Here is a 21,612-nt window from a genome sequence, read left to right as displayed (position 1 = left end):
GTTTAGTGGCTGTCGGCCTTCACCACCGGCAGTTCGTTGAACTGGTGGTGGGGCGGAGGCGAGGACAGGGTCCACTCCAGGGTCGTGGCGCCTTCGCCCCAGGGGTTGGCGACGCCCTTGCGACGACGGATCGCTGCTTCGGCGAGCATGACCAGGAACACCACCACGCCGACGGCCGTGATCGCATAGCCCCACGAGGACACCAGGTTCCAGAAGGCGAACGCGTCGGGATAGTCGACGTAGCGGCGCGGCATGCCCTGCAGACCCAGGAAGTGCTGCGGGAAGAAGACGATGTTCACGCCGACGAACATGATCCAGAAGTGCAGGCACCCCAGGAACTCGTTGTACTTCACGCCGAACATCTTCTCGAACCAGTAGTAGAAGCCGGCGAAGATCGCGAACACGGCACCCAGCGACAGCACGTAGTGGAAGTGGGCGACCACGTAGTAGGTGTCGTGCAGGCTGTAATCGATACCGGCGTTGGACAGGACCACGCCGGTCACGCCACCGACCGTGAACAGGAAGATGAAGCCGATGGCCCACAGCATGGGGGTCTTGAAGCTGACCGAACCGCCCCACATCGTGGCGATCCAGCTGAAGATCTTCACGCCCGTCGGCACCGCGATGATCATGGTCGCGGCGATGAAGTAGGCGCGCAGGTTCACGCTCATGCCGACCGTGTACATGTGGTGCGCCCACACGATGAAGCCGACGAAGCCGATCGCGACCATGGCGTAGGCCATCGCGAGGTAGCCGAAGACGGGCTTCTTGGAGAAGGTCGAGACGATGTGGCTGATGATGCCGAAGCCCGGCAGGATCAGGATGTACACTTCCGGGTGACCGAAGAACCAGAACAGGTGCTGGAACATCACCGGATCGCCGCCGCCGGCCGGGTCGAAGAAGGCGGTGCCGAAGTTGCGGTCGGCCAGCAGCATGGTGATGGCGCCGGCCAGGACGGGCAGGCTGAGCAGCAGCAGGAAGGCGGTGACCAGCACCGACCAGGCGAACAGCGGCATCCGGTGCAGGGTCATGCCCGGCGCGCGCATGTTGAAGATGGTGGTGATGAAGTTGACCGCACCCAGGATCGAGGAGGCACCCGCGACGTGCAGCGAGAAGATCGCCAGGTCCATCGCCGGGCCGGTGTGGCCGATGGTGGAGAGCGGCGGATAGATGGTCCAGCCGCCGCCGAAGCCCTTGCCCGGCCCGCCGTCGACGAACAGCGACAGGCACAGCAGGATCCAGGCGGCCACCAGCAGCCAGAACGAGATGTTGTTCATCCGCGGGAAGGCCATGTCCGGCGCGCCGATCATGATCGGCACGAACCAGTTGCCGAACCCGCCGATCATGGCGGGCATGACCATGAAGAAGATCATGATCAGGGCGTGGGCGGTGACCACGACGTTGTAGCCGTGCTTCGTCTGCTCCACGAGGCCCATCAGGGCGACGCCCGAACCCTCGGTGAAGATCTGGATGCCCGGCTCGGCCAGTTCCCAGCGGATCAGCCCGGAGAGCAGGCCACCCACGATGCCCGCCATGATGGCGAACAGCAGGTACAGGGTGCCGATGTCCTTGTGGTTGGTCGACAGGAACCAGCGGGTGAAGAAGCCCGGCTTGTGGTCATGCTCGGCGTGGGCGTCATGCCCCGGAGCGTGCGCGATGTCGTCTGCGGTGATGTCGGTGGCCATGTCTGTCTCGGGCTCGCGTTACTGGGCGGCCGGTGCGGCGGCGGCGGGAGCCGGCGTCGTGGAAGCGGTCGGGGCGGAAGCGGTCGAAGGCGCGGCCGGGTTCGGGGCCTCGGCAACGGCCGGGGTCGCGGCGTCGGCGGCGGCCGGGGCCACCGGAGCGGCGGCAGCGGCGGGGGCAGCCGCGGCCGTGGCGGCCGCATCGGCGGCGGCGGTCATCGATCCGCCCTTGGAGGCGACCCAGGCCGCGAACTCGGCCTCGGTCACGACGTTGATCTGGATCGGCATGAAGGCGTGGTCGACGCCGCACAGCTCGGAGCACTGGCCGTAGAAGACGCCGGTGCGCTCGGCCTTGAACCAGGTCTCGTTGACCCGGCCGGGCACGGCGTCGGTCTTGAGGCCGAAGGCCGGCATGGCGAAGGCGTGGATCACGTCGGCGGCCGTCACCAGCACCCGGACGGTCTTGCCGACCGGAACGACCAGGGGCTCGTCGGCGGCCAGGCGATAGGGAACGCCGCGCGCGATGGCCTCGTCTTCGGGCAGCATGTTGGAGATGTATTCCGACACGCCCTGGTCCGGGTACTCATAGGCCCAGTTCCACTGGTTGCCCGTGGCCTTGATGGTCAGGTCGACGGGCGGCGTGTCGTGATAGGCGAACAGCAGGCGGAACGAGAACAGGGAGATGCCGACCAGGATCATCACCGGCAGCACCGTCCAGATGATCTCGACGACGGTGTTGTGGCTCCACTTGGCGGGAACCGGATTGGACTTCTCGTTGTAGCGGATCACGATCCAGGCCAGCAGGCCCAGCACCAGAACGCAGATGCCGACGATGATCGGCATCAGGATCACGTTGTGGAAGAAGATCGCCTCGTGCTTCAGCGGCGAGGCGGCCGGCTGCAGGTCGATGCCGCCCGGTGTCGGCTGGCCCATCAGGTCCTGCGCCCACGTCGGGGTGGCGAAGAAGACGGCGAGCGAAGCGGCACCCAGGAGGTGTCCGGTCTTGCTCAGGGCTCGCGTGCCCAGTCCCATGCGAGAGTTCCTCTTATACATCTGCCAATGGGCCACGCAGGACGCCGCCCCGCCAAGCCTCTGGGGAGGGACCCGGCGATTTCAAGCGCGGTCCATATCGGGTCACTTCCCCCTTGCCAAGCGATACGGGCGCGTTGCGTCGCCGCATGTGGCGAATGAGGTGTTCAAACCTCTAGGTTAAATCGCTGTCATGTTTGGACAGCTACCTTGCAGCGCATGATACCTTGCGATAGCCTCCAGTCATCAAAGGAGGTGTTCGGACATGCCGGAAACCATAGAGATACAGTTGAAGAAAGGGGTGCTGGGCCTGTGCGTCCTGGCGCTTCTGGCCCGTGCCGACAGCTATGCCTACGAGATCGCCAGCCGCCTGTCGGACGCGATCGACATGGGCGAGGGCACGATCTACCCCCTGATGCGCCGCATGCAGACCGACGGCCTGGTCGAGACCTATCTGGTCGAATCCTCGTCGGGTCCGTCGCGCAAATACTATCGGCTCAGCCCGGCCGGCCGCGACGCGCTCGCCGCCCAGTCCGCCGAATGGACCCATTTCACCCGCGCCGTGGATGCGATCGTCGCCGACGATTCGCCCGTGACGCCTGCTCCGGGAGAAGCAGCATGACCCGCGCCGAATTTCTCAGTCGTCTGAAGAAGGGTCTGGTCGGCCTGCCGATCTCGACGGCTTCGGACATCGTGAACGACTACGAGACCCACTTTACAGACGGTGCCGCCGCCGGGCGTACGGACGCGGAAGTCGCCGCCGCCCTGGGGGATCCCGACCGTCTGGCGCGCGAGCTGCGGGCCGAGGCCGGTGCCCAGCGCTGGCATCAGGAGAAGAACCCCTCGGCCGCCGCCGGGGCCGTGTTCGCGGTCCTGGGTCTGGGGGCCATCGACATCCTGATCCTGCTGCCCATCCTGATGGGCGTGATCGGCACCCTGTTCGGGGTCGGGATCGCCGTCATCGCCCTGTTCGTCTCGGGCGGGGCCATCATGGTGGCCGGGCCGTTCGCCGACATGCCGGGCGGAGCCTTCGCCTCCATCCTGGCGGGTCTGGGCCTGATGGCCGCCGCCGCCTCCGCCGGTGCCCTCCTGGCCATCGTCACGATCTGGCTGGTCAACGGCATCGTCTGGTTCGCCCGCCTGCACTACCGCCTGCTCAAGCCCGCGCTCGAGCCCCAATCCAGCAACACCGCCGTGGGAGACCCCGCATGATCCGGACCCTGTTCATCATCGCCGCCGCCGGCCTCGTGCTGGCCACGGCCTCCCTCGGCGGCGCCTTCGCGCTGGGCGGCCGCGACATGGCCCGCCACGGCTGGTCCTGGACCTTCCGCGACCCGGACGGCGACACTGTGCGCTTCCAGCGGGCCGACGACACCCGCACCCCGGAAATCACCCGCCAGATCGCCTGGACCGGCGGCGACACCCTGACCATCGATCTGGCGGCCGACGTCGACTACGTCCAGGGCGACACCGCGGGCGTCACCGTCACCGGTCCGGCCGACCTGGTCGAGAAGGTCCGGCTGGTCGACGGTCGCCTGACCTGGACCGCGGACGACGCCGACGGCCCGAACCACGAGACGGTCGTCTTCGGCCGCAACCGCGACGGCCACGGCATGTGGGCCCACTCCGAGGCTGTCCACATCGTCGTCACCGCCCCGAACGTCTCGACCTTCAACCTGGAAGGCTCCGCCGACCTGACGCTGAAGGACTACGACCAGGACACGCTCGCGGTCGACATCTCCGGCTCCGGCGAGGTCTGGGCCAGTGGCAGGGTCCGGGCTCTGGAACTCGACATCTCCGGCTCGGGCGACGCCGACCTGGCGGGCCTGTCCGCCACCGACGCCAATGTCGCCATCGCCGGTTCGGGGGATGCGACCGTCGCCCCGACCGGTCGGGCGGACATCTCGATCTCGGGCTCGGGCGACGTGGACGTCACGACGCGGCCCGCGACGGTCAACCAGAACGTCTCCGGCTCGGGCGACGTGAGCGTGGGGTAAGGCCGCAAGTCTCCTCCCCGTCGCCGAAGGGCGATGGGGAGGTGGCAGCGAGCCCTTGCGAGCTGACGGAGGGGTTCTTGGCGTCGCAAGACCCCCTCCGTCTCCTCCGCTGCGCTACGGATCCACCTCCCCATCGCTGCGCGACGGGGAGGAGACAATCAGCCTCCTCCTCCCTATCTTCCGTCCATGACCGTCCACATCCCCCCGCCGCCCCTGCTCGAATCCTCGGGCGTCGATCCGTCCGAGGCCCTGTCCATCCTCAAGGGTGCGCTCCACGGGGCCGACGACGGGGAGCTGTTCCTGGAACGCTCGGAATCCGAATCGCTGGTCTTCGACGACGGTCGCCTGAAGGCCGCCGCCTATGACGCCACCGAGGGGTTCGGGCTCCGCGTCGTCGCCGGGGAAACCGCCGGCTACGCCCACGCCAACGAAATCAGCGCGGCCGCCCTGCGCCGCGCCGCTGACAGCGCGTCCCTGGCCAAGTCGGGCCACGCCGGCACCACCGCCGAAGGGCCCCGCGCCACCAACCAGAAGCTCTACGACGCGGTCGACCCCCTCGCCTCGCCGGCCTTCTCCGACAAGATCGCCCTGCTGCAGGAAATCGACGCCTGGGCCCGCGCTCGCGATCCGCGGGTGGTCCAGGTCTCGGCCTCCATCGTTGGCGAGCGCCGTGCGATCGAGATCCTGCGCGCCGACGGCCTGACGGTGAACGATGTACGCCCCCTCGTCCGGCTGAACGTCTCGGTCACGGTCGAGAAGGACGGCCGCCGCGAGACGATGTCGTCGGGGGCCGGCGGTCGCGCCGGGTTCGAGACCTGGATCCAGACCGAGCGCTGGCAGGCCCAGGTGGACGAGGCCCTGCGCGGCGCCCTGGTCAACCTCGAGGCCGTCGACTGCCCCGCCGGTGAGATGGACGTCGTCCTGGCCGCCGGCTGGCCCGGCGTGCTGCTGCACGAGGCCATCGGCCACGGTTTCGAGGGCGACTTCCACCGCAAGGGCTCGTCCGTGTTCAGCGGCATGATGGGCAAGCGCGTGGCCGCCCCCGGCGTCACCATCGTCGACGACGGCTCCATCGCCGGACGTCGCGGTTCGCTGTCGGTGGACGACGAGGGTACGCCCACCTCGCGGACCGTCCTGATCGAGGACGGCATCATGGTCGGGCTGATGAACGACCGTCTGTCGGCGCGTCAGCTGGGCCAGCGCGCGACCGGCAACGGCCGGCGCCAGTCCTTCGCCCACATGCCCATGCCGCGCATGACCAACACCTTCATGGAGGGCGGGTCAGCCAAACAGGCGGACATGATCGCGAGCACCAGGCGCGGCCTCTATGCGGCCAACTTCGGTGGCGGTCAGGTCGACATCACCAACGGCAAGTTCGTCTTCCAGTGCACCGAGGCCTATCTGATCGAGGACGGCAAGATCACCGCGCCTGTCCGGGGCGCCACCCTGATCGGCGACGGCGCGACGGCCCTGACCAACGTCTCGATGATCGGCGACGACTTCGCCTTCGACCCCGGCGTCGGCGTCTGCGGCAAGTCGGGCCAGGGCGTCCCCGTCGGCATCGGCCAGCCCAGCCTCAAGATCGGCGGCCTGACGGTGGGCGGGACCGCCGTTTAGGGTGCGACCGGATTTGACGTGGCGATGCTCTAGCCTCGGTCTTTTCGGTCTTTGACATCGTCATTCAGCACGATCACCCCGAACGGGTCGGACGGGTCGGACGGTGTTTTTCAGTCCGCCTGACTGGCCTTCCAGTCCGGACCGCGGACCTCGAAGCCCTGCGCCTCCAGCCCGTCCAGCACGCCGCCCGGTTCGGCCAGCAGCCGCAACGGGGCGACCGCCAGCGTGGTCCCCGGCTGATCCAGCGCCCCGGCGATCGCCGTCAGCCACTGGCTGCGCAGCTGCGGCCCGATCTCGGGATCGCCCCACGGCCAGCACTGGCCCAGGGCGATATCCAGGGGGTTCTCGATCACGTCCGGCACCCGCAGGGCCCGCCAGTCCTCTGCGCGCGCCACGAACCCGTCCGGACCGCCCTCCGCCGCCACGATCCCGGCCGCGATACAGGGCACATAGTCCTGCGGCGCCTGGGTGATCAGGTTGTCGACGATCTCGTCGCCGCGAACCTCGCCCACCGTCTCGCCCTCGATCCGGGCCCGCCGGGCCGAGCGGCGCACCACGTCATCGGCGTCGTCCCCGCCGCTGCGATAGCCCGCCTTGTCCTGCATCAAGTCGAAGCCCAGAAAGACGAAGCTCTTGCGCCGCCAGTCGTCGCCTTCGTCGGCCATCACAGTCTCCAGTCGCGCCTGGGTCGCCGCGTCGAGATAGTCCGCGCTGGTCGTTTCGCCCGGCAACCGGCCGATCGTCCGCGCTCGCCAGATCACGCGAAGCAGGTCCGAGGCCGAAACCCGACCGACGGGCGGATATAGGATGCGGTCCGCGCGCGCAGTGGCGGCTTCCAGCCCTGACGGGTTCCATTCGAAGCCGCGCGGCAGGCCCCGGATACTGCCGACCAGGATCAGCGAGTCGTCCCCGCGACTGACCTCCCAGATCGGGGTCTGGGACCGGCGGGCGACGACGATGATGTCGTCGACCCTGTCCTCTGCGGACTCCTGCGCCATCCCCGGCGTGGCGCCGAGGAGCGCGAGGGCGCTCAGCCCGATCAGCATTTGTGAACGCAAAGCCGTGCCCCTCCACCCCGCCATGAGTAAAGGAAACTTGTCTTCGATTGTGGCGCGAGCGTGGCCGCAGGCCGCAGGGGGAACTGCCGTGGCGCCGCCGTGTTTGCACCCACGTCACCCTCGGGAGCGCGTCGTGGTTCAAGGCTCATCATCCAGGTCCCGCGATTCCCGTCGCATGGTCGCCGTCGGCGGCATCGTGGCGGCCGCTGTCCTCGTCGGAATCGGGGCCTGGTCCCTGGCTCCCCGTGCGGTCTCGGTGCCGACCAACGCCGGACCCCGCCTGGCGATCGCCGTCGTGGCGCCGGTCGAGCCGGTCCCCGTGGCCGGCGACATCCTTGAGGTCGGCACCCTGAACGACGGCTTCGACCGGGCCGCGCTGGACCGACCGGCCGGGATGACCGGCGCGGACGACATGCCCCCCGACGCCTATGCCGGCGAGGACTGGGGCCCGCCGGAACCGGTCATCGCGCCCCGACCCGCCTACCAGGGGCCGGTGCCCGCGAGCGTCGCGACCGTGACCACCACGGATCCTCTGCAGGATGGGTCGCGCCTGTTCGGCTTCGATCGACGCCCGGCCCGGACGCCCGCAGCACCGCCCCCCGCAGCGGACACCGCTATACAGTCGGAGCCGGCAAGGAACGTCGACACCTTCTTTGAATAACCGCAATTGTGAAACTTTAGACAGCATTACGCGGCCGTAATGCTGTATTCGATTTAATGCACCTGTCCGGCTTGTAACTGGAGATCGGCTCGGCCCACCGCCAAACCTGCCCTCACAAACGAGGGGAACCCCAGGCGATGACGAAGACGATCCTGCTGGCCACGACGGCCATCCTGTTGGGCGCAGGCGCGGCCCAGGCCCAGACCGCACCCGCTACGCCCTCGGCCCAGACCGCGGCGCCGGTGGCCGAGGCCAGCCAGCAGGGCGTCCTCGTCTTCACCCCGGACTTCTTCACCGACTACCGGCCCAATACCGCGCTGGACATGGTCAGCCGGGTGCCCGGCTTCTCCACCCAGGACGGCGACGGATCGCGCGGCTTCGAGGGGGCCGTCGGCAACATCCTGATCAACGGGGCCCGCCCGGCGTCCAAGAACGACAGCGGATCCTCGGTCCTCGGCCGCACCCTGGCCGCGCAGGTCGAGCGCATCGAGCTGGTCCGCGGCGGTGCCCCCGGCATCGACATGCAGGGCTATTCCGTCGTCGTGAACGTGATCACCAGGAGCCAGTCCAGCCGCCAGTCGGTCGTGACGTGGAACGCCTTCCTCTTCGACGGCGGGCAGGACGTCTACAACGGCTCGTACCAGTTCACGGCCCGGGACGGGGAACGGTCCTGGGGCATCACCCTGTCCGACGGGGTCAGCACCAGCGATTCCAACGGATCCGGTCAGGTCATCCGACGCGATGCCAACGGGCTGATCCTCCGCGACGAGTTCTACATCAACGACCAGAAGGGCGGCGGCCAGGCCATCCGGGGCAACTATGCCGACGCCTTCCTGGGCGGGAAGATCGATCTGACGGCGCGGATCGGCCAGAACGACTATCGCAATTTCAGCCTGCAGACCGCGCCCGGGATCCGCCGCGACAACGGCTACAGCGAAGACGGCACCAGCGGGGAGATCGGAGCCGTCTATACCCGCCCGGTGCGTGCCGGCCTGACCAGCGAGACGCGTTTCATCCGGGAATGGAGCGACTTCGACGGGGCCTCGACCTCCGCCAGCCAGATCGGCGGCACGACGAGCCCCGAGCAGCGCTTCACCTCCGTCGGCAACGCGTCGGAGACCATCCTGCGCTCGCTGCTGCGCTGGGAGCGGTCGCCGTCGATGACGATCGAGGGCGGGGCCGAGGTGGCCTACAACATGCTGGAGACCGATCAGGCCTTCACCGTCGGCGGCACGCCCGTGCCTCTCCCGTCCGCCTCGGTCACGGTCGAGGAGACGCGCGGCGAGGCGTTCTCGAAGGCGACCTGGCGCATCCGCCCGGACCTGACGCTGGAGGGCGGGCTCCGACTGGAGGCGTCCACCATCACCCAGTCCGGAGATGCGGATCAGGAGAAGTCGTTCTATTTCGCCAAGCCCCGCTTCCAGGCCACCTGGACACCCATGGCCAACAACCAGGTCCGCTTCCGCTTCGAGCGCGAGGTCGGGCAGCTCGACTTCGGCGACTTCGCCGCCTCGGCCGAGCTGGAAGAGGACAATGTGTTCGGCGGCAACGTCGACCTCGAGCCCGAGCAGCGCTGGGTCACCGAACTGGTCTACGAGCGCCGCTTCCTGGGGGACGGCATCGTGTCGGTGGGCTATCGCCACGATGAGATCACCGGCGTCATCGACCAGTTGCCTCTGCCCGGCGACCTGTCGGCGGTCGGCAACATCGGCGACGGCACGCTGGACCAGCTGGCGGTCAACATCTCGGTTCCACTGGACTGGACCGGCTTTTCCGGCGGCCAGTTCACCTTCGAGAACGAGTGGAACAAGACCCGGGTCACCGACCCGACGACGGGCCAGAGCCGGCCCATCTCGGGCGTGCGGGCCTCGCAGCCGGCCTTCACGATCAGCCAGGACATCACCAGCTGGAAGATCAACTGGGCGGCCACCTTCCTGGCGTCGCTGCGTCAGTATTCCTACGATCCGGACCAGACCTCGGGCTTCTACGGCGACGACTATTTCCAGGGCTTTGTGGAGTACAAGCCGACCACGTCGATCTCGATCCGGGCCCAGGTCACGGTGTGGAACGACTTCAACGTCGAACGCACCGTCTATGCCAGTCGCACCGGCGGGCGGCCCGTCGCCTTCGTCGAGACCCGCGACATCGACCCCAACACCTTCTACCAGATCACCCTCAAGAAGACCTTCTGACGGGGTCCGCAGCACCCGATGCGCCGAATGCCGCGGAACCTGACACAGATTTAATCCTCCGGTCGTGCGTGTCGTTGTAGGCGGACCCGGCCATCCGATCCGGTGGCCGGGGGGCGCATTTCATGATCACCAGAGCGCTGCTGCTCGCCACGTCCGCCATGCTGGTCATGCCCCACGGGGCAGCGGCGCAAACCGTGGACGCCGCCGGGGCGAGCCAGCAGGGTGTGCTGGTCTTCACCCCGGACTTCTTCGCCAGTTCCAGCCCGAACACGGCGCTGGACATGATCGGTCGCCTGCCCGGGTTTGGGCTCGACAGCGGCGACAACGACACGCGCGGGTTCGCCGGAGCGGCGGGCAATGTGCTGATCGACGGCGACCGTCCCGCGACCAAGAGCGAAGAACTCGACTCAGTCCTGCGCCGCATCTCGGCCGACAGCGTCGAACGGATCGAGCTGATCCGGGGCGGCGCGCCGGGCATCGACATGCAGGGCCGGGCCGTCATCGCCAACGTCGTGCTGAAACGCACGGTCCAGATCGAGCGGGTGGTCGAGCTCAACAGCTATCTGTATCCCGACGGCTACCTGGGGCCGTTGCTGAAGGGCTCATGGTCGCGGCGCGAGGGCGACGACCAGCTGGAGGCCTCGTTCAGCGCGAGCTCGGACCGTACCGGACAGACGGCGACCGGCTATCGTCGCCGGTTCGACGCGGCCGGCAATGTCACCCAGGACGCGGACCTGGACCTTTGGGACCGATACCGGAATGTCGAGGCCACGGTCGGCTGGCAGGGCCGGGTCGGAGGCGGCAAGCTACGGATCACGGGCGTGGGCGGCTGGTTCGAGACGGCGAACACGATCGACACCCGCATCGTCTCGGGTGCCGGTTCGGACGAGCTGAGCACCGGCGACTTCAGCAGCGTCGAGGGCGAGGTCGGGGCGAACTGGTCGCGGCCGCTCGGCCAGCGCGCCGAGATCGAACTGATCGGCCTGCAGACCTATGAGACCGAAGACAGCCTGTCGGGGTCTCGCAACGCCGGCGGCCGGTCCGACTTCGGGTCCGACGCCACCGCGGGCGAGAGCATTGCCCGGGCCGTCCTGCGGTTTCGCCCCAACGACCGGTGGGCGTGGGAAGGCGGCGGCGAGGCGGCCTACAACTTCCTGGACAGCACCACGACCTATGCCGAGGACGGCGTGCCGGTCCCCCTGCCCTCCGCTTCGGTCAAGGTCGAGGAGCTGCGGGGCGAGGCCTTCGGTCAGGCGACCTGGCGCCCCGACCCAAGGCTGACGGTCGAGGCCGCGCTGCGGGTCGAGGTGTCCGACATCCGCCAGTCCGGCGACAGCGACCTGTCGCGGACCTTCGTCTATCCCAAGCCGCGCCTGCAGCTGACCTGGACGCCCATCGCCAACCAACAGGTCCGGCTGCGGCTGGAGCGCGAGGTGGGCCAGCTGGATTTCGAGGACTTCGTGGCCTCGGCCGACGTCGATCTGAACCAGGTCGAGGGCGGCAATCCCGAGCTGGAGCCCGAAAAGAGCTGGATCGTCGAGGCCGTCTACGAGCGGCGGTTCTGGGGCGAGGGCGTGCTGACGCTGACGGCGTCGCACCGCGAATGGGAGGACATCGTCGACGTCATTCCCCTGGTCGGCGGGTTCGAGGCGGTGGGCAACATCGGGTCGGGAACGTCGGACTTCCAGCAGATCCAGCTGGCCCTGCCGCTGGACCGGTTCGGCCTTCCCAACGCCCGGTTCAACGGTCGCTACAGCTGGGATCAGTCGAGCGTGATCGATCCCCTGACGGGAGAGACGCGACGCTTCAGCGGGCAGCTGGCGAATGGATGCGGCGTCAGTTTCGACCAGGATCTGCGCGGCGGACGCTGGTCGTACGGCGGGCATCACGGCTGCAACGTCGACGACTCGCTGCAGTACCGGATACGCGAGGTCCGGCGCACTGAGACCGACCCCGATCTGACCTTCTTCGTCCAGTGGAAGCCCCGGCCGGAGCTGACGCTCCGCTTCGACGCGGGCAACGCCAGCGATCTGGAGCGGCGGCGTACCCGCTTCGTCTATGCCGGGCCGCGGGACAGTTCACCGCTGGCCTTCCGCGAGGATCGCGGGACGCGCCAAGGTCCGTTCGTCTTCCTGCAGGCCCGTCGGACGTTCTGACGGCAAACAGGGGCGGCGCCTGAAACGCCGCCCCTTTCTTTATCAGCCCGGAGTCGAGGTCTGCGGCGCGGCGATGTTGCCGTCTTCCTTGCCGCCGTCCGTCAGGGTCGGCCCGGGGTGGTTGGACGCGTCGTTCGCCCCGTTCGACCAGCCCTTGATGACGAAGCTGAGCAGGATGAAGACGACGCCGGCCGCGATGCCGGCCCAGCCCAGTTTCTCGAACACGCCCAGCGACGTGCGCAGCGCCAGACCGGGGTCCAGAACCTCGCCGCCGACCGTCTCGGTGCCCGCGAAGCCGGCGATGATTCCGCCGACGAACTGGGCGATCGAGGAGGCCAGGAACCAGACCGCCATCATGAAGCTGACCACGGCGGGCAGGCTGAGCTTGGTGATCTCCGACAGCCCCACCGGCGAGACGAACAGCTCGCCCGTGGTGTGTAGCATGTAGAGCAAGCCCAGCAGGATGATCGGCATCTGGAAGGCCGAGTTCGCCATCCCGGCACCCCACACCACCACCATGAAGCCGAGACCGACCTGAAGCAGGCCGAGGCCGAACTTCATGGTCGGATCCGGATCCATCTTGCGACGGCCCAGGCCGGCCCAGAGGGCGGCGAAGATCGGCGCGAAGATCAGGATGAAGCCCGAGTTGAACGACTGGGTCTGGGACGACGTCATGGTCGTGTCGATCCAGCCGGCTCCCGGTTGCAGACCGGCCGCAGCCAGTTGCTCCGGTGTGCCGAAGGTCAGGCCGAAAGCCTGCACGGCCTGCGGGAACAGGGTCAGGTCGACGTTGCGATCGGCGAACAGGTTCAGCGAGCTGCCGGCCTGTTCGAACAGGGTCCAGAAGATCACCGCGCCGACGATCAGCACGACCGCGAGCATCATGCGCTGGCGCTCCGCCCAGGTCTTGCAGGCGACGGCCACGATCCAGGCGATGAAGGCCAGCGACGCCACGGTCGACAGGCTGAGGGCGGTCCCGACGATGGCATTGTTCTGGATCAGGAAATAGACCGGAATGACGCCCAGGATGCCGCCGATGTAGATCAGCCATTCGCGGTTCAGCGGGCCGATGAAGGGCTTCTTCAACAGTTCGGGGTTGTGGGGTTCGGCCTTGCCCAGCAGGTGCTTCTTGCCGAGGACGAAGACCACGAACCCGGCCGCCATGCCGAGCCCGGCGAGACCGAAGCCGTACTGCCAGCCGAAGTTCTGTCCCAGATATCCACACAGGATCGCGGCCCAGAACGAGCCCAGGTTGATGCCGTAGTAGTAGAGGGTGAAGCCGGAATCGCGCCTGGGATCCCCCTGCGGATACAGCTGTCCCACGATGGTCGAGATGTTCGGCTTCAGGAAACCGACGCCCATGATGATGAGCGACAGCGCCAGATAGAAGACGTTCAGGCCCAGCTGATCGGTGTCGGTCGTCAGCTGGTACGAGCCGGGTGCCAGGGTCTGGGGCAAGGGTGCCGAGGCCGGCAGGTCGGTGATGGCCAGGCCGCCGCCCTCTCCGCCGCCAAAGGCGTATTTCTGGCCGTCGACGACAATGCCGACGTCGCGGGCCGCGCCCCGGCCTTCGGCCTGGATTTCGTAGGATTGGCCCGCATAGGTCAGGGTCTGGGTCGATTCCCGGCCTTCGTAGGCCATCATGCCATGACCGGCGACCAGGAGCAGGGCCCCGAAGGCCACGGCCTTGCGCGTGCCGATGAACCGGTCGGCCAGGATGCCGCCCAGCAGGGGCAGCAGATAGACCAGCGAGGTATAGGATCCGTAAGTCGAGCCCGCCCGGGCATCGTCGAACAGGAAGTGCTGGGTCAGGAAGAAGACCAGCAGGCCGCGCATGCCGTAGTAGGAGAACCGCTCCCACGCCTCGGCGAAGAACAGGATGATCAGGCCGCGCGGGTGGTTCTTCAGGATCTGCAGCAGCACCGGCAGGCCGGTGGCGAAGGTGATGAGCAGACCGGCCAGGATGACGATGTTCACGACGCCGTCCCTCCGACCGTCGTGTCCCCGGTTCTGCGCGGCCGATCCGCCGCGCGCGCCCTGTCCGTCCTGATCAACGCCATACTCCCATCCACGCGCCTGTATGGGCGCTTCGTTGCGGCATAAGCAGCACGGCGGGCAAGGCCGGACAAGCCTTATGGATAACGAAAGCGTCACGAAGGCCGGGAAAGGACACGACCCCGGGTCCCGGCCGGCTCATCCCCCGGTTCTGTCCTGGCGCGCTTCGTGTGGCCCGATGTCTGCAGCGGCTTGCCATCAGGAAGGGCGACTGTGTCGCCAAGGGACTACCCGGATGAGCTTTTCCGTTCGCACGATCGAAGACGACGACCATGAGGCACTGAACCTGCTGCACCGATCGGTCGGCTGGCCGCAGCGCTCGGCGGCCGGCTGGCGCTGGCTGGCCGGGAACCCCGCACGGCTGGAGTCGGGTGCTCCGGCGGGCTGGCTGCTCGAGGCGGACGCCGACGGCGAGGCGTGCGGCATGACCGGCAATTTCGTCCAGCGGTTCCATCGGGGCGAAGAGACCCTGTATGGCGCGACCGGCTTCTCGATCATCGTCACGCCCCGCGCGCGGGGCCGCAGCCGCAAGCTGCTGCGGACCTTTGCCGAACAGCCGGGCGTGTTCGCCCGCTACACCTTCAACGCCAATCCGACGTCGAGCCCCCTGTACAAGCGCTTCGACATGGTCGCCTGGCCGCCGACAACCCACGATCTCAAGCTGTCATGGCGGATCGACACCCTGGCCTGCGCCGGGGGCCGGTTGTGGCGTGAAGTGGACAGGCGCGCGCCTCACCTGATCGATCCGGCCCAAGAGCGGCTGCTTAACGGGCGGCTGGGGGATGCCGTGTCGCTGTCGCTGCCCGCCGGCGTCTCGGTGCTGGCCGATCTGGCCGACCGGTCGCCCTATGCCGATTTCTGGAGCGCGCTGAAGGCCGAGGGTCGGCTGATCGCAGACCGCAGCCCGACGACCATCCGCTGGCGATTGAGCGATCCGGACCTGACGCTCCGGCCGTTGCTTCTGGCGTTCGGCGCGGGCGAGTCGATCACCGGTTTCGCCATGGCGACGATGTCCAAGGGCAATCCGATTGAGCCACCCATGCTGGAGATCCTGGACCTCGTGGCCCTGAAGAACGAGCCGCGCGCCATCCCCGCCCTGATGGAGGCGCTGCTGAAGAACGCGCGGGCTCTGGGGGCCGCCAAGGTCCGCATCCAGACCGTCAACGCGCATCTGCTGAAGCGCCTCGGGCCCCTCGCGCAGACGGCGAAACGCGAAGGCGGCTGGGGCCACTGCCACGTCCGGTTCGAGCCGGATACCGCAGGGGTCGACACCTGGGCCCCGACACCGTTCGATGGAGACTACGGGATCTGCCTACGGCCGGTGCCCGTGCCCGCACAGACGAGGGACGCAGCCTGAAGCAACGCCCTGTTGACGGGTCGCCAATCGGCGATACGTTTGTGGGGGAGGGTCTGCGATTGAAATTGTCCGCACCGCTTTCGGTCGTGCTCGCCCTTGCCTGTCTGGGAAGCACCAACCCTGCGTTCGCCCAGACCGACGATGACTGGGACCTGTCCACCGCGCCAGATCAGCAAACCACCGTCGCGACCGTGGATTACTCGAGCGGCGTCTCCATCGTCGTTCTGTGCCGCGCGGGCACTCTGCGGACCGCGATCCTGCGCCTGCCGCCCGCATCTCCGGGGTCTGCCTGGTACGATCTGCGGCTGGGGACCGGGCAGACAATGCGAAAGCTCTGGGAGCGGCGATCTGACGGCACGACCGTCGTGGCGGACAGCGATGACCGTCTGGTTCGTTTCCTGAAAGCGGGTGGCCCGCTCTCGATACGTTCGGACACCGAGGCGGACGCACCCTTCCGTATGGAGGTCGATTTGCCGACCAGCTCGACCGGCCTCGACGCCGTGCTCGGGGCGTGCGGCTATCCCACGACGAACGACCGGGATCGTGCTCCGCGCCTCGACGACCTCCTGATCGAAACGCCCGTGGTCATCATGCCCGATCGCGTGCTCGAACGCAGGGTCTCGCGGACATCGACGTTCCAGGTGTCGATCAGTTGCCTTGTCTCGAACGGGCGATACACCGCCTGCCGCTCGGAACATGAAGTTCCGGCCTATCCTGCTGACGGGCAGCTGGTGGCCGCAGAGCTCGAAGGCGTTCCCGTGCGCGCGTCCGACATGGCCGCCGCAGAGGGCCGTCTGCTGGACATGGTCGTCACGGGCAGCCGCAGGCGTCGCTGACGGGCCCTCGCTTCAACGGCGGGCCTTCAGCTCGTCGCGGATCTCGGCCAGCAGGACCTCCGACGCCGTGGGGACGTGCGGGGCCTCGGGGGCGGCGGCCTCGGCGCGTTTCAGCCGGTTGATCGCCTTGACCATCAGGAAGATGACAAAGGCCACGATCAGGAACTGGATCACCGTATTCAGGAAGGCCCCGTACTGGATGGCCACCTGTTCGACCTCTTCGGTGGCCAGGTTCTCGGGCCGAAGCTCCCACTGGAGGTGAGAGAAGTCGACGCCGCCCAGCAGAAGTCCGATCGGCGGCATGACCACCTGCTCGACCAGGCTGGTGACGATCTTGCCGAACGAGGCCCCGATGATGACGCCGACCGCGAGGTCGACGACATTGCCGCGCGCGATGAATTCCTTGAACTCGGAAACCAGACCCATCGATCGTGTCCTCGGACTCAGGCGTCGCCGCTGGCGTTCAGCCGCTCGCGCAGCTCCTTGCCGCTCTTGAAGAAGGGTACGGCCTTGGCAGGCACGTCCACAGTTTCACCGGTACGCGGATTGCGGCCCGCGCGCGCCGGCCGTGAGCGCACGGAAAAGGCCCCGAAGCCGCGCAGTTCGACCCGGCCGCCACTGGCCATGGCGTCGGTCATGCGACCGAGCACCACGTTCACGACGCGCTCGACCTCGGCGTGGGTGAGATGCGTGTTCTCAGCCGCCAGCTTCTCGATCAGCTCAGACTTGATCATGTCCAGGCCCCCGCCCTTTCCTGCCCTGAAGAGCAAATACGGGTGCAACTTCAATCCCGTTGCGAGGCCACCCTAGCCTTCGCTCGGCGCGCGAAAAAGAGGGTTTGAACAGTTTCCGCCGGGGAATGATCGTTAATTTTCCGCAACCGTACACGGACTCAGAGACCGCGCACGAAAACGGGCGGCCGGATCGCTCCGGCCGCCCGCCATTCCGTAGACGGATCGAAGGATCAGTCCTGCTTGGCTTTCTCGCGCAGGGCCGCACCCAGGATGTCGCCCAGCGAGGCGCCCGAATCCGAGGATCCGAACTGTTCGATGGCTTCCTTCTCGTCGGCCATTTCGAGGGCCTTGATCGAGACGGAGATGCGACGGGTCGCCTTGTCGATGCTCGTGATCTGGGCATCGACGCGGTCGCCGACGGCATAACGCTCGGGGCGCTGCTCGTTCTTGTCGCGGCTGATGTCCGACTTGCGCACGAAGCTGGTGATCGGCGCGTCGTCCTCGCCGAACTTGACCTCGATGCCGCCCGACTCGATGGAGGTGACGGTCACGGTGACGGTCTGACCCTTCTTGTAGGTGTCGCCGTCGCCGACGGGATCGCCGCCCAGCTGCTTGATGCCGAGCGAGACGCGTTCCTTCTCGACGTCGACGTCCAGGACCTTGGCCTTGACCATCTCGCCCTTGCGGTAGCGCTGGATGGCTTCCTCACCCGAGACCGACCAGTCGAGGTCGGACAGGTGCACCATGCCGTCGATGTCGTTGTCCAGGCCGATGAACAGGCCGAATTCGGTGGCGTTCTTGACCTCGCCCTCGACGGTCGAGCCGATCGGGTTGGCAGCGACGAAGGCATCCCACGGATTGTCCTGGGCCTGCTTCAGGCCCAGCGAGATGCGGCGCTTGGAGGCGTCGACATCCAGGACCACGACGTCGACTTCCTGCGAGGTCGAGACGATCTTGCCGGGGTGGACGTTCTTCTTGGTCCAGGACATTTCCGAGACGTGGACCAGGCCCTCGACGCCGGCTTCCAGCTCAACGAATGCGCCGTAGTCGGTGATGTTGGTGATGCGGCCCGTGTACTTGGCGCCCGGCGGGTATTTGGCTTCGACGCCATCCCACGGGTCGGACTGCAGCTGCTTCATGCCCAGCGAGATGCGCTGGGTGTCCGGGTTGATCTTGACGATCTGCACCTGGACGGTGTCGCCGACGGCGAGCACCTGCGACGGGTGGGAGACGCGCTTCCACGACATGTCGGTGACGTGCAGCAGGCCGTCGATGCCGCCCAGGTCCACGAACGCGCCGTAGTCGGTGATGTTCTTGACGACGCCGTCGCGGACTTCACCCTCTTGCAGCTGGCCGACCAGCTCCGTGCGCTGTTCGGCGCGGGCTTCTTCGAGGATCGCACGACGCGAGACGACGATGTTGCCGCGCGGGCGGTCCATCTTGAGGATCTGGAACGGCTGTTCCTTGCCCATCAGCGGACCGACGTCGCGCACCGGGCGGATGTCGACCTGCGAGCCGGGCAGGAAGGCGGACGCGCCGCCCAGGTCGACGGTGAAGCCGCCCTTGACGCGACCGACGATGGCGCCGTTGACCGGCACGCCTTCGGCGAAGACGACTTCCAGACGGGTCCAGGCTTCTTCGCGACGGGCCTTGTCGCGGCTGATGACGGCCTCACCCAGGGCGTTCTCGACGCGCTCCAGATAGACTTCGACGTTGTCGCCGACCTTGGGGACCACGGAGCCTTCGCCGACGGCGAATTCACGGATCGAGATGCGGCCTTCGGTCTTCAGACCGACGTCGATGATCAGGATATCCTTTTCGATGCCGACGACGCGGCCATGAACGACCTGGCCTTCGCCGAGATCGCGGCCTTGCAGTTGTTCGTCGAGCAGCGCCGAAAAGTCGTCGCGCGTGGGGTTCAGGGTATCAGACATATAGCTCTGGTGTTTCCGATAGGGCTGGGGCGCAAGACCGGACGGCCCTGCGCGAGGTGAAGTTCGAAGATGTCAGTCAGGTCGTCGAAAGCGAGGCGATCGGTGCCAGAACGCCCGCGGAAGCCGAGGATGGGAGCGTTGGATTTGTCCGGTCAGGCCAGAAAGCCGTGTCGGACGCGCGCCGCCTCGACGATACGGCGGGCCGCATCGAAGGCACTCTCTATATCCATATCGGTCGTGTCCAGCAAGACGGCGTCGTCGGCCTGGACCATGGGGGCCGAGCCGCGTCCGGCGTCGCGTTCGTCCCGGCGCTGGATGTCGGCCAGCATGGCCTCGTAGGTGATGGTGTCGCCGCGTCCGCTCAACTGCAGCCAGCGGCGGCGCGCCCGGGTCTCGGGCGTGGCCGTCACGAACAGCTTGGCGGGAGCGCCCGGGGCGATGACCGTGCCGATGTCGCGCCCGTCCAGCACCGCGCCGGCGGGCTGGCGGGCGAAGGCCTGCTGCAGGTCCAGCAGGGCGGCGCGGACGCCGGGGTGGCCGGCGACGCGACTGGCCGCCTCCCCGGCCTCGCCGGTCGTCAGGGCGGCGTCTTCGGCCACGCGGGCGGCATCGAGGGCGCGCGCCGCTGCTTCGGCCGCGACCGGATCGCCGAGATCACCGCCGCCGGTCAAGACGTCGAGGCCCACCGCCCGGTACAGGAGGCCGGTGTCCAGGAAGGGCAGGCCGTAGTGCGAGGCCAGCCGGGAGGCGATCGTGCCCTTGCCAGAGGCGGCGGGGCCGTCGACGGCGATGACGAAGGGGCGGGTCATGATCTGGGCAGGAAGCACAGTCGCGGGGACCGCACCAGTGAACCTGTGTTCACAATAGATCTCCGCCCAGGGCGCGCATCATCTCTACGAAACCGGGGAAGCTCGTGGCGATCATGTCGGGTTCGTCGACCGTGATGGGCGCGGCAGCCGCCAGGCCCAGCACGAGATGGCTCATGGCGATGCGGTGGTCGTGGGCCGTATGGACGGTCGCGCCGCCGGGGACCGCGCCGCCGGTGACGATGAAGCCTTCCGGCTCCTCGTCCACCCCCACGCCACAGGCACGCAGGCCGTCGACCATCAGGCGGATGCGGTCGCTTTCCTTGACCCGCATCTCGCCGACGCCGCGCATCACCGTCGCGCCCACCGCGAAGGCGGCGGTGGCGGCCAGGATGGGGTATTCGTCGATCATGGAGGCGGCCCGGCTCTCGGGCACGACGACGCCCTGCAGCGGTGAATGGCGGGCCGTGATGTCGCCGACGTCCTCGCCGCCCGAGACACGGCGGTTGGCGATGGTCAGGTCTGCGCCCATCTCAAGCCAGGTGTCGAACAGGCCGGTGCGCAGCGGGTTCAGCATGACGCCCTCGACCGTCACCTCCGAGCCCGGCACGATCAGGCCGGCGGCGAGGGGGAAGGCGGCGGAGGAGGGATCACCGGGGACGGAGACGGTCGTGCCGGTCAGGGGCTGCCCCCCGCGCAGGCGGATGACCCAGCCCTCGCCCTGGTCCTCGACGTCCACGACGGCACCGAAGGCGCGCAGCATCCGCTCGGTGTGGTCGCGGCTCTTTTCCGGCTCGGAGACAGACGTCGTGCCGCTGGCATTCAGACCGGCCAGCAGGATGGCTGACTTGACCTGGGCCGAGGCGACCGTCTGGACATGATCGATGGCGTGAAGCGCGCCCCCTGTCAGGGTGGCCGGCAGCAGGCCGGGCTTTCCGCTCCAGGCGAAGGTCGCGCCCATTCGGGTCAGATGGTCGGTGACGCGCCCCATCGGGCGGCCGCGCAGCGAGGCGTCGCCGTCGAAGGTGGCGGCGATCGGATAGCCGGCGGCGGCCCCCATCAGCAGGCGCACGCCCGTGCCGGCATTGCCGCAGTCGATGACGCCCGTCGGGGTCTGGAAGCCGCCGCGCCCGGTCACCCGCCAGCGTCCGCCGCCGAGCCGTTCGACCTTGGCACCGAAGGCCTCGGCCGCGCGGGCGGTGGCGAGGACGTCGTCGCCTTCCAGCAGGCCGTCGATCTCGGTCACGCCGGAGGCCATGGCCCCCAGGATCATGGAGCGGTGGGAGATCGACTTGTCGCCGGGGGCCCGCACGGTCCCTCGCAGGGGATGGCCGGGACGTGCGGTCAGATGGGGGGCGTTGGAGGCCACGCGGGCTCCGTAGACTGCAGTGTGGGAGGGAGCGGACCGCGGCCACGCTGAACACGGCTTTTGACAGCGCCCCCCCATAGTGGCAAGGGACGCGGCCGAAATCCCCTCCTCCATCCAAAGGTCTCCATC

Annotated in this window: 18 protein-coding genes; 9 read left to right on the top strand and 9 right to left on the bottom strand. The window is 67.9% G+C overall.

From position 1 onward, the window contains the following. Positions 1-2 precede the first annotated feature (2 nt). Positions 3-1,685, bottom strand: a complete 1,683-nt coding sequence (gene ctaD, locus BRESU_RS04000; RefSeq protein ID WP_013268219.1) for a cytochrome c oxidase subunit I — start codon at positions 1,683-1,685, stop codon at positions 3-5. An 18-nt stretch (positions 1,686-1,703) separates the two neighbouring features. Then, the gene (gene coxB, locus BRESU_RS03995) at positions 1,704-2,714 is read right to left on the bottom strand and encodes a cytochrome c oxidase subunit II (protein WP_013268218.1); all 1,011 of its coding nucleotides are present in this window, start codon (positions 2,712-2,714) and stop codon (positions 1,704-1,706) included. A 262-nt stretch (positions 2,715-2,976) separates the two neighbouring features. Here coxB and BRESU_RS03990 point away from each other — a divergent pair, with 262 nt between their 5' ends. From BRESU_RS03990 to tldD, 4 genes are all read left to right on the top strand, one after another. Further along, positions 2,977-3,333, top strand: coding sequence for a PadR family transcriptional regulator (locus BRESU_RS03990; protein WP_013268217.1), 357 nt, complete (start codon positions 2,977-2,979; stop codon positions 3,331-3,333). Further along, positions 3,330-3,923 carry a DUF1700 domain-containing protein gene (locus BRESU_RS03985; protein ID WP_013268216.1) on the top strand — a complete coding sequence of 198 codons (594 nt, stop codon included), beginning with the start codon at positions 3,330-3,332 and terminating at the stop codon, positions 3,921-3,923. The genes BRESU_RS03990 and BRESU_RS03985 overlap by 4 nt, the downstream gene beginning before the upstream one ends. Next, a complete protein-coding gene (locus BRESU_RS03980; RefSeq protein WP_013268215.1) occupies positions 3,920-4,708 on the top strand; it encodes a GIN domain-containing protein in 789 nt (262 codons plus the stop codon). Before BRESU_RS03985 ends, BRESU_RS03980 begins: the two co-directional genes overlap by 4 nt. 186 nt (positions 4,709-4,894) lie before the next feature. After that, complete coding sequence (gene tldD, locus BRESU_RS03975; RefSeq protein WP_013268214.1) at positions 4,895-6,325, top strand: metalloprotease TldD; 1,431 nt, start codon at positions 4,895-4,897, stop codon at positions 6,323-6,325. Positions 6,326-6,435: 110 nt separating this feature from the next. On the opposite strand, the gene BRESU_RS03970 is transcribed toward tldD, so the two are convergent. Beyond that, the gene (locus BRESU_RS03970) at positions 6,436-7,371 is read right to left on the bottom strand and encodes a TraB/GumN family protein (protein ID WP_169308008.1); all 936 of its coding nucleotides are present in this window, start codon (positions 7,369-7,371) and stop codon (positions 6,436-6,438) included. 187 nt (positions 7,372-7,558) lie between these two features. Between BRESU_RS03970 and BRESU_RS03965 the strand changes: the two genes are divergently transcribed. The 3 genes from BRESU_RS03965 (at position 7,559) to BRESU_RS17295 (ending at position 12,392) form a co-directional block, all read left to right on the top strand. After that, a complete protein-coding gene (locus BRESU_RS03965) occupies positions 7,559-8,044 on the top strand; it encodes a hypothetical protein (RefSeq protein WP_013268212.1) in 486 nt (161 codons plus the stop codon). A 137-nt stretch (positions 8,045-8,181) separates the two neighbouring features. Beyond that, positions 8,182-10,236, top strand: a complete 2,055-nt coding sequence (locus BRESU_RS03960; RefSeq protein WP_013268211.1) for a TonB-dependent receptor plug domain-containing protein — start codon at positions 8,182-8,184, stop codon at positions 10,234-10,236. Positions 10,237-10,358: 122 nt separating this feature from the next. Beyond that, complete coding sequence (locus BRESU_RS17295; RefSeq protein WP_013268210.1) at positions 10,359-12,392, top strand: TonB-dependent receptor plug domain-containing protein; 2,034 nt, start codon at positions 10,359-10,361, stop codon at positions 12,390-12,392. A gap of 42 nt (positions 12,393-12,434) precedes the next feature. On the opposite strand, the gene BRESU_RS03950 is transcribed toward BRESU_RS17295, so the two are convergent. Further along, on the bottom strand, positions 12,435-14,369 hold the full coding sequence (locus BRESU_RS03950; protein WP_013268209.1) for a peptide MFS transporter: 1,935 nt from the start codon (positions 14,367-14,369) through the stop codon (positions 12,435-12,437). Positions 14,370-14,682: 313 nt separating this feature from the next. Between BRESU_RS03950 and BRESU_RS03945 the strand changes: the two genes are divergently transcribed. Both BRESU_RS03945 and BRESU_RS03940 read left to right on the top strand, forming a co-directional pair. Further along, positions 14,683-15,804 carry a hypothetical protein gene (locus BRESU_RS03945; RefSeq protein ID WP_013268208.1) on the top strand — a complete coding sequence of 374 codons (1,122 nt, stop codon included), beginning with the start codon at positions 14,683-14,685 and terminating at the stop codon, positions 15,802-15,804. Between the two features lie 65 nt (positions 15,805-15,869). Beyond that, a complete protein-coding gene (locus BRESU_RS03940) occupies positions 15,870-16,640 on the top strand; it encodes a hypothetical protein (protein WP_156796101.1) in 771 nt (256 codons plus the stop codon). Positions 16,641-16,652: 12 nt separating this feature from the next. Here the strand turns inward: BRESU_RS03940 and mscL are convergent, their stop codons facing one another. From mscL to aroA, 5 genes are all read right to left on the bottom strand, one after another. Further along, the gene (mscL, locus tag BRESU_RS03935) at positions 16,653-17,066 is read right to left on the bottom strand and encodes a large-conductance mechanosensitive channel protein MscL (protein WP_013268206.1); all 414 of its coding nucleotides are present in this window, start codon (positions 17,064-17,066) and stop codon (positions 16,653-16,655) included. A gap of 17 nt (positions 17,067-17,083) precedes the next feature. After that, the gene (locus BRESU_RS03930) at positions 17,084-17,374 is read right to left on the bottom strand and encodes an integration host factor subunit beta (protein WP_013268205.1); all 291 of its coding nucleotides are present in this window, start codon (positions 17,372-17,374) and stop codon (positions 17,084-17,086) included. A 230-nt stretch (positions 17,375-17,604) separates the two neighbouring features. Beyond that, positions 17,605-19,308, bottom strand: a complete 1,704-nt coding sequence (gene rpsA / locus BRESU_RS03925; protein WP_013268204.1) for a 30S ribosomal protein S1 — start codon at positions 19,306-19,308, stop codon at positions 17,605-17,607. Between the two features lie 152 nt (positions 19,309-19,460). Then, the gene (cmk, locus tag BRESU_RS03920; RefSeq protein ID WP_013268203.1) at positions 19,461-20,117 is read right to left on the bottom strand and encodes a (d)CMP kinase; all 657 of its coding nucleotides are present in this window, start codon (positions 20,115-20,117) and stop codon (positions 19,461-19,463) included. A 49-nt stretch (positions 20,118-20,166) separates the two neighbouring features. Further along, entirely contained in the window at positions 20,167-21,483 is a 1,317-nt protein-coding gene (gene aroA, locus BRESU_RS03915) for a 3-phosphoshikimate 1-carboxyvinyltransferase (protein WP_013268202.1), read from the bottom strand. Positions 21,484-21,612 lie beyond the last annotated feature (129 nt).

Source organism: Brevundimonas subvibrioides ATCC 15264 (assembly GCF_000144605.1).
In the GTDB taxonomy this organism is placed as follows: domain Bacteria; phylum Pseudomonadota; class Alphaproteobacteria; order Caulobacterales; family Caulobacteraceae; genus Brevundimonas; species Brevundimonas subvibrioides.
Note: the sequence above shows the minus strand (reverse complement) of the source record. Positions and strands in the feature narration are given on the sequence as shown.

Excerpts from the sequence above, each read along its gene's own strand:
- ctaD (WP_013268219.1), bottom strand. The coding sequence starts at position 1,685 with ATGGCCACCGACATCACCGCAGACGACATCGCGCACGCTCCGGGGCAT.
- coxB (WP_013268218.1), bottom strand. The coding sequence starts at position 2,714 with ATGGGACTGGGCACGCGAGCCCTGAGCAAGACCGGACACCTCCTGGGT.
- BRESU_RS03990 (WP_013268217.1), top strand. The coding sequence starts at position 2,977 with ATGCCGGAAACCATAGAGATACAGTTGAAGAAAGGGGTGCTGGGCCTG.
- BRESU_RS03985 (WP_013268216.1), top strand. The coding sequence starts at position 3,330 with ATGACCCGCGCCGAATTTCTCAGTCGTCTGAAGAAGGGTCTGGTCGGC.
- BRESU_RS03980 (WP_013268215.1), top strand. The coding sequence starts at position 3,920 with ATGATCCGGACCCTGTTCATCATCGCCGCCGCCGGCCTCGTGCTGGCC.
- tldD (WP_013268214.1), top strand. The coding sequence starts at position 4,895 with ATGACCGTCCACATCCCCCCGCCGCCCCTGCTCGAATCCTCGGGCGTC.
- BRESU_RS03970 (WP_169308008.1), bottom strand. The coding sequence starts at position 7,371 with ATGCTGATCGGGCTGAGCGCCCTCGCGCTCCTCGGCGCCACGCCGGGG.
- BRESU_RS03965 (WP_013268212.1), top strand. The coding sequence starts at position 7,559 with ATGGTCGCCGTCGGCGGCATCGTGGCGGCCGCTGTCCTCGTCGGAATC.
- BRESU_RS03960 (WP_013268211.1), top strand. The coding sequence starts at position 8,182 with ATGACGAAGACGATCCTGCTGGCCACGACGGCCATCCTGTTGGGCGCA.
- BRESU_RS17295 (WP_013268210.1), top strand. The coding sequence starts at position 10,359 with ATGATCACCAGAGCGCTGCTGCTCGCCACGTCCGCCATGCTGGTCATG.
- BRESU_RS03945 (WP_013268208.1), top strand. The coding sequence starts at position 14,683 with ATGAGCTTTTCCGTTCGCACGATCGAAGACGACGACCATGAGGCACTG.
- mscL (WP_013268206.1), bottom strand. The coding sequence starts at position 17,066 with ATGGGTCTGGTTTCCGAGTTCAAGGAATTCATCGCGCGCGGCAATGTC.
- BRESU_RS03930 (WP_013268205.1), bottom strand. The coding sequence starts at position 17,374 with ATGATCAAGTCTGAGCTGATCGAGAAGCTGGCGGCTGAGAACACGCAT.
- rpsA (WP_013268204.1), bottom strand. The coding sequence starts at position 19,308 with ATGTCTGATACCCTGAACCCCACGCGCGACGACTTTTCGGCGCTGCTC.
- cmk (WP_013268203.1), bottom strand. The coding sequence starts at position 20,117 with ATGACCCGCCCCTTCGTCATCGCCGTCGACGGCCCCGCCGCCTCTGGC.